15 protein-coding genes are annotated in these 18,321 nt (G+C 56.3%); all 15 read right to left on the bottom strand.

Annotated elements, in window-relative coordinates; translation table 11 throughout:
• Positions 1–116: 116 nt before the first annotated feature.
• On the bottom strand, positions 117–4,013 hold the full coding sequence (locus tag WD823_RS13565) for a YhdP family protein (RefSeq protein WP_368430033.1): 3,897 nt from the start codon (positions 4,011–4,013) through the stop codon (positions 117–119).
• A 163-nt stretch (positions 4,014–4,176) separates the two neighbouring features.
• On the bottom strand, positions 4,177–5,643 hold the full coding sequence (gene rng, locus WD823_RS13560) for a ribonuclease G (protein WP_368430032.1): 1,467 nt from the start codon (positions 5,641–5,643) through the stop codon (positions 4,177–4,179).
• Between the two features lie 257 nt (positions 5,644–5,900).
• A complete protein-coding gene (locus WD823_RS13555; RefSeq protein ID WP_368430031.1) occupies positions 5,901–6,503 on the bottom strand; it encodes a nucleoside triphosphate pyrophosphatase in 603 nt (200 codons plus the stop codon).
• 26 nt (positions 6,504–6,529) lie between these two features.
• The gene (gene rlmH / locus WD823_RS13550) at positions 6,530–6,997 is read right to left on the bottom strand and encodes a 23S rRNA (pseudouridine(1915)-N(3))-methyltransferase RlmH (protein WP_368430030.1); all 468 of its coding nucleotides are present in this window, start codon (positions 6,995–6,997) and stop codon (positions 6,530–6,532) included.
• Between the two features lie 64 nt (positions 6,998–7,061).
• Entirely contained in the window at positions 7,062–7,424 is a 363-nt protein-coding gene (rsfS, locus tag WD823_RS13545) for a ribosome silencing factor (RefSeq protein WP_368430029.1), read from the bottom strand.
• Entirely contained in the window at positions 7,408–8,067 is a 660-nt protein-coding gene (gene nadD, locus WD823_RS13540; RefSeq protein WP_368430028.1) for a nicotinate-nucleotide adenylyltransferase, read from the bottom strand. Before nadD ends, rsfS begins: the two co-directional genes overlap by 17 nt.
• A gap of 70 nt (positions 8,068–8,137) precedes the next feature.
• Complete coding sequence (locus tag WD823_RS13535) at positions 8,138–9,424, bottom strand: glutamate-5-semialdehyde dehydrogenase (RefSeq protein WP_368430027.1); 1,287 nt, start codon at positions 9,422–9,424, stop codon at positions 8,138–8,140.
• 27 nt (positions 9,425–9,451) lie between these two features.
• Positions 9,452–10,477, bottom strand: coding sequence for a DNA polymerase III subunit delta (gene holA / locus WD823_RS13530; RefSeq protein ID WP_368430026.1), 1,026 nt, complete (start codon positions 10,475–10,477; stop codon positions 9,452–9,454).
• Complete coding sequence (lptE, locus tag WD823_RS13525) at positions 10,461–10,973, bottom strand: LPS assembly lipoprotein LptE (protein ID WP_368430025.1); 513 nt, start codon at positions 10,971–10,973, stop codon at positions 10,461–10,463. The genes holA and lptE overlap by 17 nt, the downstream gene beginning before the upstream one ends.
• A 55-nt stretch (positions 10,974–11,028) precedes the next feature.
• Positions 11,029–13,632, bottom strand: coding sequence for a leucine--tRNA ligase (gene leuS, locus WD823_RS13520; RefSeq protein ID WP_368430024.1), 2,604 nt, complete (start codon positions 13,630–13,632; stop codon positions 11,029–11,031).
• A gap of 196 nt (positions 13,633–13,828) precedes the next feature.
• A complete protein-coding gene (locus WD823_RS13515) occupies positions 13,829–14,350 on the bottom strand; it encodes an OmpH family outer membrane protein (protein WP_368430023.1) in 522 nt (173 codons plus the stop codon).
• Between the two features lie 120 nt (positions 14,351–14,470).
• A complete protein-coding gene (gene lnt / locus WD823_RS13510) occupies positions 14,471–16,009 on the bottom strand; it encodes an apolipoprotein N-acyltransferase (protein WP_368430022.1) in 1,539 nt (512 codons plus the stop codon).
• On the bottom strand, positions 15,987–16,871 hold the full coding sequence (locus WD823_RS13505) for an HlyC/CorC family transporter (RefSeq protein WP_368430021.1): 885 nt from the start codon (positions 16,869–16,871) through the stop codon (positions 15,987–15,989). Before WD823_RS13505 ends, lnt begins: the two co-directional genes overlap by 23 nt.
• Positions 16,868–17,323 carry an rRNA maturation RNase YbeY gene (gene ybeY, locus WD823_RS13500; protein ID WP_368430020.1) on the bottom strand — a complete coding sequence of 152 codons (456 nt, stop codon included), beginning with the start codon at positions 17,321–17,323 and terminating at the stop codon, positions 16,868–16,870. The genes WD823_RS13505 and ybeY overlap by 4 nt, the downstream gene beginning before the upstream one ends.
• A complete protein-coding gene (locus tag WD823_RS13495; protein ID WP_368430019.1) occupies positions 17,320–18,309 on the bottom strand; it encodes a PhoH family protein in 990 nt (329 codons plus the stop codon). The genes ybeY and WD823_RS13495 overlap by 4 nt, the downstream gene beginning before the upstream one ends.
• Positions 18,310–18,321: the final 12 nt, after the last annotated feature.

Here is an 18,321-nt window from a genome sequence, read left to right as displayed (position 1 = left end):
CCGACGCCCGGACGGGCATCGGCCTCAGCATTGATGGAAATGTCTTTCGCTAAAAATGCCGGGGAAACACGCAACGAAGGAAAAAAAATAAAATACCGGCTCATGCCGCTAGGATATCACTGTACGCCTGGCTCATCACTCGTTTTCGGGGCGGCATTCCGGTTATCAGGTCCTTCGCCTTTGACCTGTTTGGTAATGACCGGATTTTCCCACGGACCCTTTACCACATAAGTTACGCGGGTACCCTTGGCGATCTGTTTTTTGAAAATCTTTTGCACGGCCAGCACGACCGCGGCCACCTGCGGACCCCACACGCCCCAGGAGGCAAGCGTGAGACTGTCGCTGAGCTTTGGTTCCAACTCGATGACCAAATCGTAATCTTCCGCGGCCAGGCCCACGCGCCCGCCGACGGCGATTTGCGTCGCCGGCCCACGAATCGAAAAGTCGCGGGAATGGGCGTTGCCTTTTTCAATATCGATTTTCCCCTTGATCTGATCGAAGATAAAACCTTTACCGAACACCGGCGTGAAATCGAGCGTGAGGTAGCGGCCGATGGCGCTGAGATCGAGCAGCCCGAACATTCTCCCGGCGCCTGACTTCACCTGGAGAAAGCGGCCTTTCTTGGCCGAAATTTCGATGCCGCCGTTCAGATTGGCGAGTTGTGGATTCGCCGGCGATCCGGGCCATGACAAGTGTGAATTAACGACCACATCGCCGCCGGACAGCCGGTCAGGCGATCCAAACGCTTCCATGGTCTTGCCCATGTCGGAACTTTTAAACTCGATGGTGAAATCACTGGCATGCTTGTTATTGAGATATTGCCAGCTGCCGGTGACATCCACTTTCATCTCGGGCCTGACCAGAGTGAAACGCTTGAACTGCCAGCCGGATTTTCCGGGAACAGCCTGGAAATCGAGTTCGCCCAGAGCTTTGTCACGAAGCTGGAATGACTTGCTGCGCACTACGACAGTAGGCAGGCGGCGCGGGTCAACCTCGGTGTCACTCCGGCGGTGCTGCTTTTCCGGCAAAACCAGATGCGCCATGTCAAGTTCATAACGGGCGGAGGCGCCCTTGCCGGAAAGCTTGATGTCACCGGCCATGGAATCACCATTGACAGTACCGCTCCAGGTTCCGCGACGGCGGGAAATATCAAGATTGATGCTTCCGAAATTACGGTCGAACATCGTGAACGATCGTGCCTCGGCAGTGACGCGATTAACCGATTCCGCGGCGCCGATCGTGCCCTCGCCCAGCAACGGCCACCATTGATCCAGATCCACCGCGTCAAGACGCGCGCTGACATGCAGCCCACGGGCTTTTGGAGGCGGCACGCGCTCTTCCCCGAAACCGATCCGTCCGCTCGACAGACGCCATCCATCGGCCGCGCGAGCCACAATCAGCTTGCCGCTCAGGCGATTGCCCGCATTAAGCGTGAGCGACAAACCGTCTTGCGTGCTCGATACGGTTCTGACAAGTAAATTATTTCCTCCGAACAAGGTCGGCTGATCAAACGGCGGTGGAAGAGAGATTTTGATATTTTGCAAATCGACATCGGCGCGCAGATCCCTCGCCTCGTTGCGCGAACGCCATGTGACATTCCACTTGGCATTGCCCTGGATTCGCGGGGCGATTTTCGGTCCGACGATTGGGGCCAGCCCTGGCGCGGTGATGCTGCCCTGGCCATAAAGTAACAGTTCGTCATTCTCCCGATTGACGGCCATTACGGCCTCACCACCCATGAAACGGCCGTGCAGGGTTCCTCGACGAATCCCCGCTTCAGTGAATTGAACGCTACCCTCAATCTCTTCGACTGCCGCGGCCGTATCGGGAATATACAAGGTGCTTTTCAAAAAACGATAATTGCCGTTGATTCGAATCTGATGCGCCTCGCCTACCGGAATCGTCAGGCCCAGGTTGAGAATACCCTCACCCGAACCATGCAATCCGGATGGCAAGTTGGAAAGCCAGCGTGACTTATCGGGTTCAGACTTCACTTCACGAAGTACTTTCAGTGTCTCATCGACCTTCCCGCTGACCTTGCCACTGATTTGCACCACATACGGTTCATCGTTGTTGTAACCCCCCTTAACACTAATCTGGGAAGCGTCGAGGCTTCCGATTTTTCCACTGCCGGTCACAAGTATCTCGGGGCCGGTAATCGCCACGTCCACTTCGGCGTGCTTGACCGGTTCCCAACCGGGAAGGAAACGAAAAATGCCGTTGCGCACGTGGCCGCGCACTTCAAACTTTCCGCTACGGTTCCGGAAAGGAAATTCGCGAATCGGGCCATCGTAGATCAAATGTCCTTGCGTGATCTCGCCACCGGCAAAAGCGCTTTCCATCCAGGCCAGCGTACGTGCCGGAAAATGATAAGCGGGAAAATACCGGGCGGCGCGCGCGCCCTTCCCCTCTTGAAAATCCACGCGCAGCCTTACATACGGAGATATTGACTTGTCCAGCGGGACTCGCACAATCAATTTGCCATGGCCGCGGCCATCTTCGCTCACCACGCGCAGATTATCTCCAATCACTTGCCAGCCATCTTTGGTTTTTTCCCACTTGATGTCGCCGCCGGCCCGCTGCGCCATTAACGGAGCACGGAATATCTTGGGAAGCGAAACGGTAATTTTATTTGAATCCAGCTGCAGACTGCCCGTGCTGCGCGAGAGGGATAGATGTCCGTTGAGTCCTTGTATCCCGGGAAAATCTCCATAGGGCAGTACATTCCCGCCGGATACATCGCCAACCAGGGAAAAATCCTCCGCTGCCGTCCAATCGCCGTGCAGGCGGAGCGCGAAATTATCGACCAGACCTTCAGGCCGGCTGACGAGCCAGAAATCGAGCAGCTTGTTATGTTCTTCCAAACCTTTTTTAGCGATTTCAACGATGTCGCTTTTCATGCGCCTGATAAAACCGGTGATATCGCCGAATTCAAGATGCTTGGCCTGGATCAGGGTTTCATCCGGCTGATGCGTAATCCGCAGATGACCGGCGGACCAGGCCGGGCCGATCAATCCTATCCGGGGGTTCGCCACGTCAAGTCGCCACCCGTCACGCCGGGACTTCCAGTTCAAATCGCCAGTTGCTTCGCGGATACCAAGGGGTGAATCCCATCCCGGAATCGGCAACTTGAGATCCGCCACGTGCACTTGGCCACGAAATGAAACCGGCAGCCCCTGCTCCCATTCCGACCAGAGCTGCACATTGAACTTTCCCCTTAACACAGCCGGAAGCTTCTCTCGTGCTATCAATGGAAGCGCCAAGACATTCACTTCCGCCGCGCGCAGATAGATATCACCGTCCCATTCAGACGAGTGAAACGGATTACCGGTTATATCGACCGCGAAAGAACAATCGCGACAGATCGCGGGAGGAAATTGCGCGCTGAAATCCAGGCGATGACGATCGCCGTTATTTCTGAGGCTCAGGTTTACGCTGGTCAAATTCAGGACCGGGGCATTCTCCCGGTGGTCGATCCATTTCAGCGCGCCATTTTCAATCTCAAGCTTTCCCTGCTGGAACAGCCAGGTGACGAACTTTTCGCCTTCACCCAGTTCATCTCCCCGCAAGGGATCAAATCCGGATATGCGGAAACGTCCGTCTTTGAGACGCTCGAGTACAAGATTGGGATTGACGACGACGAGATGATTGATTTCCAGATTTCCCCGGATCAGGGGGAACAGTGCCAGACTCAAACGAACTTCGCTCAGTTGTATCGCCGGTTTTACTCCATCGGCGGCAAACACCTGAAGCCCGGTGATCCTGGCGCCGGGATGCAACCCGTCCCAGTAGGCCTGCAGCGTATCGATGCGTACCTGGCGGTTGGAACGTTGGCTCAGATATTGCTCCAGCTCGGATTTCTGCTGCGCCACTTTCGGCAACAGAAAAAAAGCGATGGAGAAAATAATCGCCAGTAATACCAGCAAGGCGCCGGAAACGTACAAAGTCCAGCGGCTGATATGGAGCGTCGCACGTCCGGCATGGGTGGCATATCGCCGTAATCGCTTTTTCATGTCGTCGTCCGCTGGCGCATCCGGGTGGTGAATGTGAACATAATGCTATTCTGGCGCTCCCGGCGGAAAAAGCCGAAATTGCCCGGAGGGAATCGATTCATATTTCTTTCGATTCCAGGAACTTGCATAAGTTTCCGGCTCCGGCATGGGCCGCCGCTTGGCGCTACATCAATACTACGTCAAATTGTTCCTGCGTATACACCGGATCAACCTTTAGTTGTATCGGCTTGCCAATGAACTCATGCAGCTTGACGAGGCTTCCTGCCTCATCATCGAGCAGCAGGTCAATGACCGGCTGGGAGGCAAGCACCAGGTATTCATCAGCGCCGTACTGGCGCGCCTCGCGCAAGATTTCACGAAAAATTTCATAACACACGGTTTGCGGCGTTTTGATCATGCCGCGCCCTTCGCAAACCGGACAGGGTTGGCAAAGAACATGCTCGAGACTTTCACGCGTGCGTTTACGGGTGAGTTCCACCAGCCCCAGGGGCGACATCTCGGTGATGTATACCTTGGTGCGATCGCGTGACAGGGCGCGATCCAGGGCACGCAGCACCTGGCGCTTGTGTTCAGGCTCATTCATATCGATGAAATCGATAATGATCATGCCCCCCAGATTGCGCAGGCGCAGCTGACGCGCGATGGTCTGCGCCGCTTCAAGATTAGTCTTGAAAATGGTTTCTTCAAGATTCCGATGGCCGACGTACCCCCCGGTATTCACGTCGATGGTGGTCATGGCCTCCGTCTGGTCCAGGATCAGGTATCCGCCCGACTTCAGCATTACCTTCCGGTCCAGGGCCTTCTCGATTTCATCCTCAATTGAATACAGGTCAAAGATCGGACGTTCGCCCGGATAATGTTCGATTCGATCGGCGATCTCGGGTATAAATTCATTTCCGAAGTCACAGGCCTTGAGATAGATTTCACGCGAATCGATTCGGATTTTCTCGATGTTGTCGGGCACAAGATCGCGCATGGATCGGAGCGCCAGCGGCAAGTCCTCATGGATAAGACTGGTTGCCGGAGCTTCGGAAATTCTTTCCTGACAAGTGGACCAGGCCCGTCGCAAATAGCGAATATCGGTATGGATTTCTTCTTCCGTCGCCGTCTCGGCCAGGGTACGCAAAATATATCCGCCATTTTCCGTATCCTCCGGTAAGGCGGATTTAACCAGCAGGCGCAGACGTTCACGCGTCGCCTCGTCCCCGATCTTCTGCGAAATCCCGATGTGTTTACTGTATGGAAGATAGACGAGATAGCGTGCGGGCAGGGTAATCTGCGTGGTCAGGCGCGCGCCCTTGGTGCCAAGCGGATCCTTGACCACCTGAACCACAATTTCCTGACCATCTTTCAGCAACTCATGAATGGTCGGAGACGTATTGGCCTCGTTATCAGCGCTTGAGACGGCACGGATATCGGAAGCATGGAGAAACGCGGTGCGCTCAAGACCGATATCCACAAACGCCGCCTGCATGCCTGGAAGAATTCGGACTACCTTGCCTTTGTAAATGTTTCCGGTGATTCCGCGCTGGCGGGCGCGCTCGATGTACACTTCCTGGAGCATGCCGTTTTCGACGACCGCTACTCTAGTTTCCTGCGGCGTTACATTGATGAGGATTTCTTCGCTCATAGGCTATCGGTATTACCAGCCATCCCTGGCGCGACATTCGTGCACGGTTGATCCCCAGCTCGGCCATCCGGCCGGGCGCTCAGCGGCGCGAATACATGTTAAATGCATTCGCGACAATTCTGCCTGGAGCAGAATTGGACAGCGGAGCGAAGCGACGCTGGCCCCGGAGCGCGAAGCGCGCAGGGGCGAGCCCCAAGGATGGGGCGGGCGATTCTCCGCTTTGCCCTGCGGCGTGACGTTGATGAGAATTTCCTCGCTCACGCGCTTTGCCTGCGGATTTTTTTCATAATCTCGGCCAGTTCGTAGAGCGGCAGGCCCATAACGGCCGAGTAACTTCCTTCCAGCTTGGTGATAAATCCACCCGCGCGACCCTGGATCGCGTAGGCACCGGCCTTGTCGGCGGGTTCGCCCGATTCCCAGTATTGCGCAATTTCTTCTTCAGTGATGGAAGTAAACGTGACCAGGCTGGTATTGAGGGCGGTGTATTCCTTTCCGCGATCGAGCACGCAAATCGCGGAGAGAACCTCGTGCGTGCGATCCGAGAGCCGGCGCAACATATCCATGCCGTGATCGCGACCACCCGGCTTGCCCAGAATTTCTCCGTCCAGTACCACCTCGGTATCCGCCCCCAGAACGGGATACTCCGGGAGACCGCGTTCTTTGACGAGCTTGGCGACAAACTCGGCTTTGTCATGCGCCACGCGTGTCACGTAATCCACAGGCGCTTCATTCTTTTGGTGCACCTCAAGCAGGTTGGACGGCAGCGCTTCAAACTCCAATCCATAATGGCCGAGTAAATCATGACGCCGGGGACTGGCCGAAGCCAGATAAATTTTGGCAGCGGAATTTCCGTTTTTCATGAACGGTACCTCGATTAAAACCGGATTCAGCGATGATACGGCAGATTTCGGATGATACTCCAGGCGCGATAGAGCTGTTCGGCCAGTACCACGCGAACCACGGTATGCGCCAGGGTCAGTTCCGAAAGCGACCAGCGATCGTGAGCGCTCTGGAGACACTGCGGTGCCAGGCCCTCGGGTCCGCCAATCAGAAAAGCGAGATCCTCTCCGACGGCCAGGCGTTTTTTGATTTCAGTCGCAAGCGCCTCAGTATCCAACTTTCTGCCCGCGCGGTCGAGCGCGATAACACGCGCGCCCGAAGGGACAGTGGCCCACTGGCGCGCGCCCTCCTGTGCGATGAGTCGGCTGATATCGGCGCCCTTGGCGCGCCGACGTGCGGGGATCTCGTGCAGAACCAGGGTGCATTCTCGCGGAAGGCGCCTGGCATACTCCTCGTATCCGGCCTCAATCCAAGCCGGCATACGCGCACCGATCGCGATGATATGGATTCGCATAAAAAACTTCAGTGGCAAGTATAAAGTGGCAAGTAGCAAGAATCAGGCAACAATTTGCCACTTGCTACTTGGAACTTGCTACTTTGATTCTCTTGGCATCGGACCAGAGTTTCTCCAGATTGTAAAAATCCCGCGTCTGTTCGCGCATCACGTGAACAACAACGTCACCGAAATCAATCAGCACCCAATCGCCTATTTTTTCTCCTTCAATGCCCACCGGGCGGATGTGGCGTTCGCGCAAGATATCAACTACCTTGCCCGCCGTCGACTGAACGTGCCGGTTCGAGGTGCCGGTCGCGATCACCATATAATCCGTGAAATCACTGACCTTCCGAACATCGAGCACGGCAATGTCGTGCGTCCGGGCATCTTCCAGGGCTTCGCATACCCAATCACGAATCCTTCTGGATTTAGAGACGCTTGCCATCCAATTCCTTGAGCCGGTAGATTCGGTTAGCGCGAATGTATTCGAGAACGGTCGGGGGTATAAAATTCTCCACCGGCTCTCCGCGGGCGATAGCCTCCCGAACCTGCGTGGCGGAGATAGGCTGCGGTGTCACTGCCTGAAAAAATATCTTTCCATTTATGTTTTGAATCAGTTTTTCACGATCGGGCTCGATTCGGTCTTGCGCCCACGACGGCAATTCTTCGTTCCCGAAGAAATCCCACCCCGGCCGCGTCATCACGATGATATTCGCCAGGGTCGGCAACCGTTCTGCTCGATGCCACGATCCCATGCCCGCGAACGCATCCATTCCCATCATCAGACACAATGATCGGGATGCCCATTCCTGACGCAGGGACTCCAGCGTCTCCACGGTGTATGAAAGCCCTCCGCGAATGATTTCGCGCTCGTCCACGACGAACCCGGGAACTCCCTCCACGGCCAGCGTAACCATGCGCCAGCGCTGCTCGGCCGTGGCCACCGGCGGGCGACGATGTGGGGGAATCGCGGCAGGGATGAACCGGATTTCGGCCAGATCCAGGGCATGCAGGACTTCCTGTGCCGGGCGCAAATGACCGTAATGAACGGGATCAAACGTGCCGCCGAGAATGCCAAGGGGTTTCACTTAATGCAGCGTCAATCGGGAAGCGCCGGCCATCAGTACCGACATCGAGATGTCAATCCAAAAATCATGCTTATTTCCGGATATGACCATCTCCGAGGACAATAAATTTTACCGACGTCAAGCCCTCGAGCCCCACCGGCCCGCGCGCGTGGAGTTTATCGGTCGAGATTCCGATCTCCGCCCCAAGACCGTATTCAAACCCATCCGCAAAGCGCGTGGAAGCGTTGACCATTACCGAGCTCGAATCCACTTCGCGCAGAAAACGGCGTGCACAGGTGATGTCCTCGGTCACGATCGAATCGGTATGCGCCGATCCATATTTCGCAATATGGTCAATTGCCTCCTCCGCGTTTTTCACGAGCCGGATAGACAAAATCGGCGCGAGATATTCCGTATACCAATCTTCTTCGGTGGCGCTCTTGATGCCGGGAAGAATCCGGCGTGTAGCCTCACAGCCGCGCAGTTCCACCCCTGCCTCCTGGTACATCTCGCCCAGGGCGGGCAGGATTTTTCCGGCGATGCCTTGCGCAACCAGCAGGGTCTCCATGGTGTTGCACGTGCCGTAGCGCTGGGTCTTGGCATTAAAGGCAATCTTCACGGCTTTATCTCTATCGGCCTTATCATCGATGTAAACGTGACACACCCCATGCAAATGCTTGATGACGGGGATGGTCGCCTCATCGCTGATCCGTTCGATGAGCGATTTGCCCCCGCGCGGAACAATAACGTCCACGAATTCCTTCATGCGTATCAATTCCCCCACCGCGGCGCGGTCGGTGGTCTCGATCATCTGGACGGCGTCTTCGGGAAGCCGTGTTTGCTTGAGCCCTGACTGGATGCAGGCCGCGATGGCCCGATTCGAGTGAATGGCTTCACTGCCGCCGCGCAGAATGGTCGCATTGCCGGACTTGAGGCAAAGTCCCGCCGCATCGGCGGTAACGTTCGGCCGCGATTCGAAGATAATGCCGATGACACCGAGGGGAACGCGCATGCGTCCCACCTGAATACCGGACGGGCGATAGTTCAAATCGGTGATTTCACCGACAGGATCGGGAAGCAAGGCGATTTGACGCAAACCTTCGGACATAGCCTTGATGCGCGAATCGTTGAGTTCCAGCCGGTCCAGCAAGGCATCATCCAGCCCCTGGTTGTTACCTGCGTCGAGGTCCATCTTGTTTGCGTCAAGCAGCGTGCCGCTCTCGCGTTCGATCTCGGCAGCCATGGCAAGCAGCGCGTTATTTTTCGCGGCTGTCTCGGCGCGCGAGATAATGCGCGCCGCGGCGCGCGCGCGACGGCCGACATCCTGCATATAGCCATGGATGTCCACGTCGGCGGTATGTCTCGATGCTGTCTTCATGCGTATCGCTCTTGGTGCATCAATTTACTAAATATTACATGTTCCGGGCTTCATACCGCTCATGCAGAGCGCAAGGCACTGTAATTCCTGCCATACATCGCCGGTTCCACGGCCTTTCAATATGCGGTCCGCCCTGGCGGCGCGCCGCAGGAGATCCTGTGACGCATTTACCGACAACCGCTTCAACGCGCCGGTCACGAGCGGCTTGCGCTTGGTCCACACCCGTCTCGCTTCAAGCACGCGCGCAATCGGTTGGCCATCGGCGACCATCGCCGACATTTGCGCCATTTCGCGTGCCTCGCGCGCCAGCGCCCAGAGAACCAGTATCGGTTCAACGCCCTCACGGCGCAGGTTGTTGATAATCCGCTCCACTGCCACCGGTTCGCCGCGCAGACTGGCGTCCGCCAGCGCAAAAACGTTGTAGCGGGCATTGTCGCTGAGATTACCTTCGATGTCATCAAGACCCACCTCGGCTGCGCCAAGGAGCATGCTCAGTTTGTCAATTTCCTGCGCGCAGGCGAGGAGGTTTCCCTCCATAAGATGCGCCAGCAATTCCACCACGCCGGCACCGGGCTTGAGACCTTTCATTTCCATGCGATGTCGTATCCATGACGGCCATTGCGCTCCTTCAAGTGGATAAACCGCGATGACTTCTCCGGCGGTTTCGAGCCCCTTCACCCATTTGGCCGCGCGCGCCTGCTTGTCGAGTTTGCCACTGCTCACCAAAAAAATAATGTCGGACGGCGGGTGCGCCGCGATATCCATGAGTATTTTCGCGCCGGCTTCACCGGGCTTGCCGGTGGGCAGGCGCAATTCGATGAGACGGCGTTCGGAAAAAAGCGACAGGGATTGAGTGGAATGAAAAAGCCCGTTCCAGTCAAAACCGCTTTCCACGGTAAGCGCCTGACGCTCGTGGTAACCGGCGGCATGCGCCGCTTCACGGATCGCGGTGCAGCTTTCATCCACCAGCAGCGGCTCATCGCCATAAACCAGGTAAATCGGCGACAGTCCCCGCTTCAAATGCTGCGCTAAATTGTCAGCGCTGATCGACACGCCTTGCCTCCGGATTGATCCGTGACAGTCGTCTCAATATTTGCTGCACGGCGTCGCGTTGCATCTCGCGCCGCAACTCTTGCTCTTCCCGCTCGCTCGACAGAATATTCAGCCGGTCGTAGGCATGATCGCGCCGAACCCTGACTGTCTGCGGTTCCGACAACGGTTTGTTTTCCTTATCGATCAGGCGGAAACTGACCTCGTATTTCAACAGGTAGGCTTCGGCCTTGCCGGTTGAGATCACGGACAATAGCTGATTTTCCGACCGTTCCCCGTAGAGCAACAGCAGCGGTGCATCGCCCGAATCTTCAACCTGTATGATGGTTTGCAAACGCAGGGCGCTTTTCATGGCCACAAGCAGCGGTTCATTCTGCAACTGACTGCCCTCCACCATCACCCTCATTTTGGCCAATGCGGGAGACAGCTCGAACATTCCGGCACCGCGCAGGTGAAATCCGCACGACAACAGCAGCAAGTGGCAAGCAGCAAGTAGCAAGAGAAAAACTTGCCAACGGCTTTTACTCGCTACTTGTAACTTGCTACTTGTCACTTTATGCCACCACGATATTCACCAATTTCCCGGGCACGACGATTACCTTCTTTACCGCTTTGCCGCCGACATGGCGCGACACCGCTTCGTTCGCCAGCGCAATCTCCTTCACTCTCTCCTCGCCCGCCTGCACTGGAACAGAAACACGGCCGCGGAGTTTGCCATTCACTTGAACGACCATCTCGAGGCTGTCTTGTTTCAAGACAACCGTGTCCAGCCGGGGCCAGCCAGAATCGACCACGGCTTGCTTGTTTCCCAGCGCGAACCATAATACGTGTGAGATATGCGGAACGATCGGTGAAAGCACCTGAACGCTAATCTCGAGCGCCTCGTGACGCACCCGTTTGGCGGGCTCGGAGTTGTCTTTGAGCTTGCCGAGCGCGTTTGTCAATTCCATCACGGCGGCGATGGCGGTGTTGAAAGTCCGACGCCGCCCCATGTCATCGGTCACTTTCTGCAACGTCAGATGTGTAAGACGCCGCAACTCAAGTAGGTCCGGCGGCAAATCGGGCCACTCCTTTCTGGCCGGCAATCCGCCGCGGACGTGCTCGGCCACCATCCTCCAGAGCCGCCGCAAGAACCGGTTGGCGCCGGCCACGGCTTCGTCCGACCACTCCAGCGTCATCTCGGGCGGCGAGGCAAACATGATGAACAGCCGCGCCGTGTCAGCGCCGTACTGTTCAATGAGCGATTGCGGATCGACGCCGTTATTCTTTGACTTCGACATGGTGCCGATGCCCGCGAATTCAACCGGCTGGCCGTCGCGCTTCAGTATCGCACCGGTGCGATTGCCTTTCTCGTCACATTTTATTTCAACGTCAGCCGGGTTAAAGTAAACCACCCGCCCGTTCGCCGGTTTACGGAAGAAAATATCGTTCAACACCATGCCCTGCGTCAGCAGCCGCGCGAACGGTTCATCGCCCTGAACCAAACCGACATCGCGCATCACTTTCCACCAGAAGCGCGAATACAGCAGATGCAGGATCGCGTGTTCGATGCCCCCGATGTATTGGTCGACCGGCATCCAGTATTTGACCTGCTCGTCCACCATCGCTTTGCCGTTGTCCGGACAACAGTAGCGCGCGTAATACCAGGAGGAATCCACGAACGTATCCATGGTGTCGGTTTCGCGCCGCGCCGGTTGGCCGCACTCTGGGCAGCGGGTGGCGACGAAATCCGCGCGTTTGTTGAGCGGGTTCCCGCTGCCATCGGGGACGCAGTCTTCCGGCAACACCACCGGCAGGTCCCTGTCCGGCACCGGGACATCGCCGCAGCGATCGCAATGAATAATAGGTATCGGGCACCCCCAGTAACGTTGTCGCGATATCCCCCAGTCGCGCAAGCGCCACATGACCTGTTTCTCTCCCAGGTTTTTGCGCTTGAGGTCCACGGCGATGGCCTCCACGGCCCCGGCGTAGTCAAGATCGTCATATTTACCGGAGTTAATGCAACGTCCCCGCTCCTTTTCGGCATACCATTCCTGCCAGGCATCCGTAGAGAAGGATTCGCCGGATACCGCGATCACCTGCTTGATGGGCAACTGGTACATTTTGGCGAAATGGAAATCGCGCTCATCGTGCGCCGGCACCGCCATCACGGCGCCCTCGCCGTAACCCATGAGCACGTAATTGCCGACCCATACCGGGACCGGTTCTCCCGTCAGCGGATGCATAACATGAATTCCGGCCGGCATGCCCTTTTTTTCGATTGTCGCGATGTCGGCTTCCATCACCGATCCGCGCTTGCATTCATCGACGAATGCGGCGAGAGCCGGGTTGTTTTTGGCGGCATGGGTCGCGAGCGGATGTTCGGCCGCCACCGCACAGAACGTAACGCCCATGATGGTGTCGGCGCGCGTGGTAAACACCCAAAGCTTTTCTTCTTTCCCGTTCAGTTGATATGGAAACGCAAACCGGACGCCATAGCTTTTGCCGATCCAGTTGGCTTGCATCGCGCGGACGCGTTCCGGCCATTCAGGGAGCTTTTCCAGATCGTCAAGCAGTTGATCGGCATACCGGGTGATCGCGAGGTAATACATGGGAATCTCGCGTTTCTCGATCAACGAGCCGGTCCGCCAGCCTCGACCGTCAATCACCTGTTCGTTGGCGAGCACCGTCTGATCCACCGGGTCCCAATTCACCACGCCGGTCTGTTTGTAAGCGATACCGCGCTCGAGCATGCGCAGGAATAACCACTGGTTCCATTTGTAATATTCCGGCTTGCACGTGGCGAGCTCCCGGTCCCAGTCAATCGCAAAACCAAGCGCTTTCAACTGCTTCTTCATTTCGTCGATATTGGCATAGGTCCACTGAGCCGGTGGGACATTGTTGGCCATCGCGGCGTTTTCCGCCGGAAGTCCAAACGCATCCCAACCCATCGGCTGCAGCACGTTCTTGCCCTGCATCCGCTGGTAGCGTGCGATCACATCGCCGATAGTGTAGTTGCGCACATGACCCATGTGCAGCTTGCCGGAAGGATAGGGGAACATCGACAGGCAGTAGAATTTTTCCCGTTTCGGATCCGTTACGGCCCTGAACGTCCGATGTTTTTCCCAGTATTCCTGAGCGTTAGTCGCTACTTTCCCCGGAAGGTATTGCTCGTCCATCGTTGTTTAAATCAGGAAATTCATCGGTGCCGAGTAGGATACCGGAATATACGAACGTCGCCTACGTTGTTGTTAACCGCCGATCGAAACGCACCGCCATTTGGCAAGCCATTTCGATGACCGGAGTGTTCGCGTCAGGATTTCATGACACGCTACACGGATATTCCCGCCAGAATGCTTCGCCGGGAAGTGTGTGTTATTTTCCCGACTTGGCGTCGTAGCGTTCAAGAACTTTCCGTGTCAGATCCAGCGCACTGTCGGCATACAAGAGACCGGATTCGGAGGCTTCGAGCACAAGGCTGATATTCATCTCCTTGGCAACCTCGGCGATGATCTTACGGATTTCCGCAATCGACTTCGCGGCAAACTCCTTGTCTTTCGCCGCGATGTCCTGGTTGGCGTCGGAAACCATTTTTTGAAAGACATCGGCACGCTGCTGAAACTCTTTCTGCTTCTCGCCCTTCTGTGCATCCGTCATCAACAGCTGCTCTTTCTGGAATTTCTCCTGCATCGCTTTCAGCTTGTTCTCTTCTTCCGTGATGGCACTTCGTCGTTGCTTGACCAGTTTTTCAAGCTCGACTTTGCTTTGCTTTCCAACCTTGCTTTCCACCAGCACCTTGCGCAGGTCCACATAGGCGATTGCAGGTTTGTCGGCGGCAGGCACCGTGGCGTACGGTAAGGCCATCAATAACAGAATAAAAAGGGAGGATATTTTCATTACAATTTCCAAAATAAAATTTTGTTGAAGCGTAAAATCGGCGAATCATATCACTGTCCATCGAATGTTCGCAGATTTTGGCGCATATTAATTACCATCACGATCTGAAATGACCTGTAGTCACCCGGAAAATCGCCGGCGTGACGCATACGCGATGCCTCCGACGACACCGATAAGGGACAGGATCAGTACTGGAAAGTTTCCGAACCGAACGTAGGGCGTGGCGCCCTGCATCGGCTGCACTAGAGTCGTCAAGGAATAAACCTGAAATGCGGGCGTAGTGGCGATGATTTGACCACGATAATCCACTGCCACACTCGGTCCGGTGTTGGCAGCCCGCAGCATGGGACGTCCGCTTTCTATCGCCCGCATGCGCGCCATCTGGATTCGTTGATGCGGCGCGAACGAATCGCCGAACCAGGCGTCTTCGCTCACATTTACCAGCAACGTGGCCTCCGGCAATGCATCGATCATCTCGGTTCCAAAGGCATCCTCGTAGCAGATGGACACGCCGATTATCTGCCCCGCGGCGATTAACGGCGGTTGCGCGCGCGCCCCCGAGCTGAAATTCGACATGGGTATCCGGAAATTCTGCATGAGCCAGGAGAACAGTGGCTCCAGGGGAGGAAATTCACCGAACGGCACCAGATGTCGCTTGCGGTAAACGCCGGGTTGTGCGCCCACGCTCACCACACTGTTGTAATAACGGCGTGATTCCTTGTCGCGCTCCGCCACCCCGAACAATATATCCACGGGCTTTCTCTGACTGATGCCCCGCAGGCTGTCGAAAAATTGCTGGTCAATCTCGTCGAGATAAACCGGTACCGCGGATTCCGGCCAGATAATCAAGTCCGATTTGTCCGCCGCTTTGCTCAGCGTGAGATATCGGTTCACGATGGCATCGCGTTTCTCGGGCCGCCATTTGTCTTCGATGGGAATGTTGCCCTGAATCAGCGTTACCTGTAATGGATTGCCCGCCGGCTGGACCCACTCGGTTTTCCCGGCTAGCCAGCCAACGGTCCAGATAATAAGTATCAGCGGCAAACCGATCCGGAAAAATTTCCCCGGCGCCTGCGTCCCCCAAACAATCAAGCCGCCGCTGACGGCACAGAAATAGCTGACGCCGTAGACACCGAGCCATGACGCATAACCCGAGAGCGGAACAGAAACCTGGCTGTATCCGAGATCGAGCCAGGGAAAGCCTGTCAGCAGCCAGCCGCGCAGCCATTCAAACAGCACCCACAACGAAGGCAATATCAGAACGATATGGAGCGTCCCGCGTTTTGGAAAAAAACGCCGCTGCGACCATCCCAGCAAAGCGGGATAAATCGACAACCCGGCCACGAACAGGAGTGTCACGAAAGCGGCCAGGGGAGCCGGCATGTTGCCGAAATGATGCATGCTCACGTACACCCACGATACGCCAAGTCCAAACATGCCCAGACCGAAGAGCAACCCGCGGAACGCGGCGCGCCGGGGGGAGACATCCAACCACGTTACAAACAGCAGCGCCGGGGCGAGAACCGCGAACGGGAACAGATTAAACGGAGCGAACGCGAGTGGCAGCAAAAGACCGGCGGCGAAGGCCGCAAAGTCGGTCCAGGCTGGCGGGAGAGAAAAAAACCGGCTCGTTGTCTTAAGACTGGGATTTCTTTTCAACCGGAGTCACTTTCAGCAAATAAACTCGCCGACTGTCGGCGCGCAGCACTTCAAATCGAAAACCATCGATATCGATTTTTTCACCCCGACGGGGAACGTGCCCAAGCCGATTCATGACCAGTCCGCCAATGGTTTCAATTTCGTCGTGGGCAAATTGCGTGTTTAAACGTGAATTAAAATCGGCAAGATTGACCAGCGCCTTGACCACGTACTCTCCTCCTTCGCGCGGCATGATCATGACATCGTCGTCGATATCGTATTCATCCGAAATTTCACCGACGATCTGCTCCAGCACATCTTCGATGGTCAACAGTCCCGCCACCCCTCCGTACTCATCCACGACAATGGCCATGTGATTTCGGCTGGTGCGAAATTCACGCAGCAGAACGTTCAAACGCTTGCTTTCGGGAACAAACACGGCCGGGCGCAACATGTCATGGACATTAAAATGAGCGCGTTTTTTCTTCTCAAGAAACAGGTAACGCAACAGGTCTTTGGCGAGCAGGATCCCAATGACCTTGTCCTTATCCCCTTCCACCATGGGAAAGCGCGAGTGACCGGATTCGATTATCAGCGGCAGATAATTTTCAGGCGTGCTGTTTTTGTCGACAACATCCATTTGCGACCGCGGCACCATGATGTCCCGCACCTTCATCTCGGAAACCTGCAACACGCCCTCGATCATGTCGAGTGAGTCGCGGTCGAGCAAATCCCGGCCGGTGGCATCGCGCAGTATTTCGATCAGATCGTTGCGGGTGCCGGGTTCCCCGAGCAGAACGTGGCTCAAGCGGTCGAGCAAGGAGCGCTGTCCGCCAGGCGTTTCTTCCGCCGCCTCCGGGTTATCTGCTTTTTTATCACTCATGAATGGCAGGGACTGGCGTAACCCAGTTTCTTGAGGATACGTATTTCCATTTTCTCCATCGCCCTCGCGTCCTGCCGATTCTGGTGGTCATAACCGCGCAGATGCAGTATACCGTGAACCACTATATGTGCCCAATGCGCCATCACTGACTTGTGTTGCGTGCGCGCCTCGCGTCTCACGACCGGCGCACAGATGACCAAATCGCCAAGGATTTCGCTCCGTGCCCCGGGCGGCGCAGCGAAAGGAAATGCCAACACATTGGTCGGTGAGCGATGATGACGAAATTGCACGTTGTAAATTTCGGATTCGGCAGAACCCACGATGCGTACACCGAGGGCGGCATGCCTCCGCCGCAATCCTTTGAGGGCGGCGCGCGCCCAGCGACGAATCGTGGATTTCGCCGGGAGGCCGGTACGCGCCAGACCGTACTGCACACTCAGATGCAGTCTCATTTAGAATGTTTTTCCGGTCCCATTTCGCCAATTTCGTAACTGTCGTAGGCCTCGACAATTTTCTGCACGAGCGCGTGACGCACCACGTCCTGAGGAGTGAAATGCGTGAAGGTAATTCCTTCGACATTACCCAGGATTCCGATCGCCTGTTTAAGACCCGATATCTGGGTACGTCGCAAATCAATTTGCGTGATATCTCCGGTGATCACTGCGGTGGTGCCGAAACCGATGCGCGTGAGAAACATCTTCATCTGCTCGGCGGTGGTATTCTGCGCTTCATCCAAAATGATGAAGGACTCGTTCAGCGTGCGCCCGCGCATGTAGGCGAGCGGTGCGAGTTCGATGATATTTTTTTCCAGAAGCCGCGCCACCTTTTCAAAACCCAGCATTTCATGCAAGGCGTCGTAGAGCGGGCGCAGATACGGATCGATCTTCTGCTCGAGATCTCCGGGAAGAAAACCGAGGCGTTCGCCGGCCTCCACCACCGGTCGCACCAATAGCAGGCGCTGCACGCGACTGGTTTCCAGCGCCTCGACAGCGCAGGCCACGGCAAGATAAGTCTTGCCGGTGCCGGCGGGACCGATGCCAAAATTGATGTCGTGCGTGAGAATATTCCGGATGTACTGGCGTTGCCTCGGACCGCGCCCCCGGATGATGCGCTTGGGGGTGCGCAGCGTCGTTTCACGATCGTCCTCCTGCTCGGGCACGCGCAACGCCAATCGCTGCAACGCCGCGTGCACGCCTGCCAGGGTCAGGTCTTCGCTGCCCTCGGTGCCGTCGTAGAGTTCCTTCAACAATTGCGAAGCGGCCGTGCTGTCGTCCATTTGACCGGTAACGCGGAACAGGTTTCCCCGATTGGCGATTTGAACACCGAGATATTCCTCGATCTGCTTGAGATGTTCATCATGGACTCCGCAGAGATTGGCGAGTCTGCGATTGTCCGCGGGAGCGAGGCTAAATTCGATGTGCTTGGATCTTGGCTTCAAACGCGTGCGCCA

Source organism: Sulfuricaulis sp. (assembly GCF_040901545.1).
Classification (GTDB): Bacteria; Pseudomonadota; Gammaproteobacteria; order Acidiferrobacterales; family Sulfurifustaceae; genus Sulfuricaulis.
The sequence above is the reverse complement of the archived record's forward strand: the minus strand, read 5'-3'. Positions and strand labels throughout refer to the sequence as shown.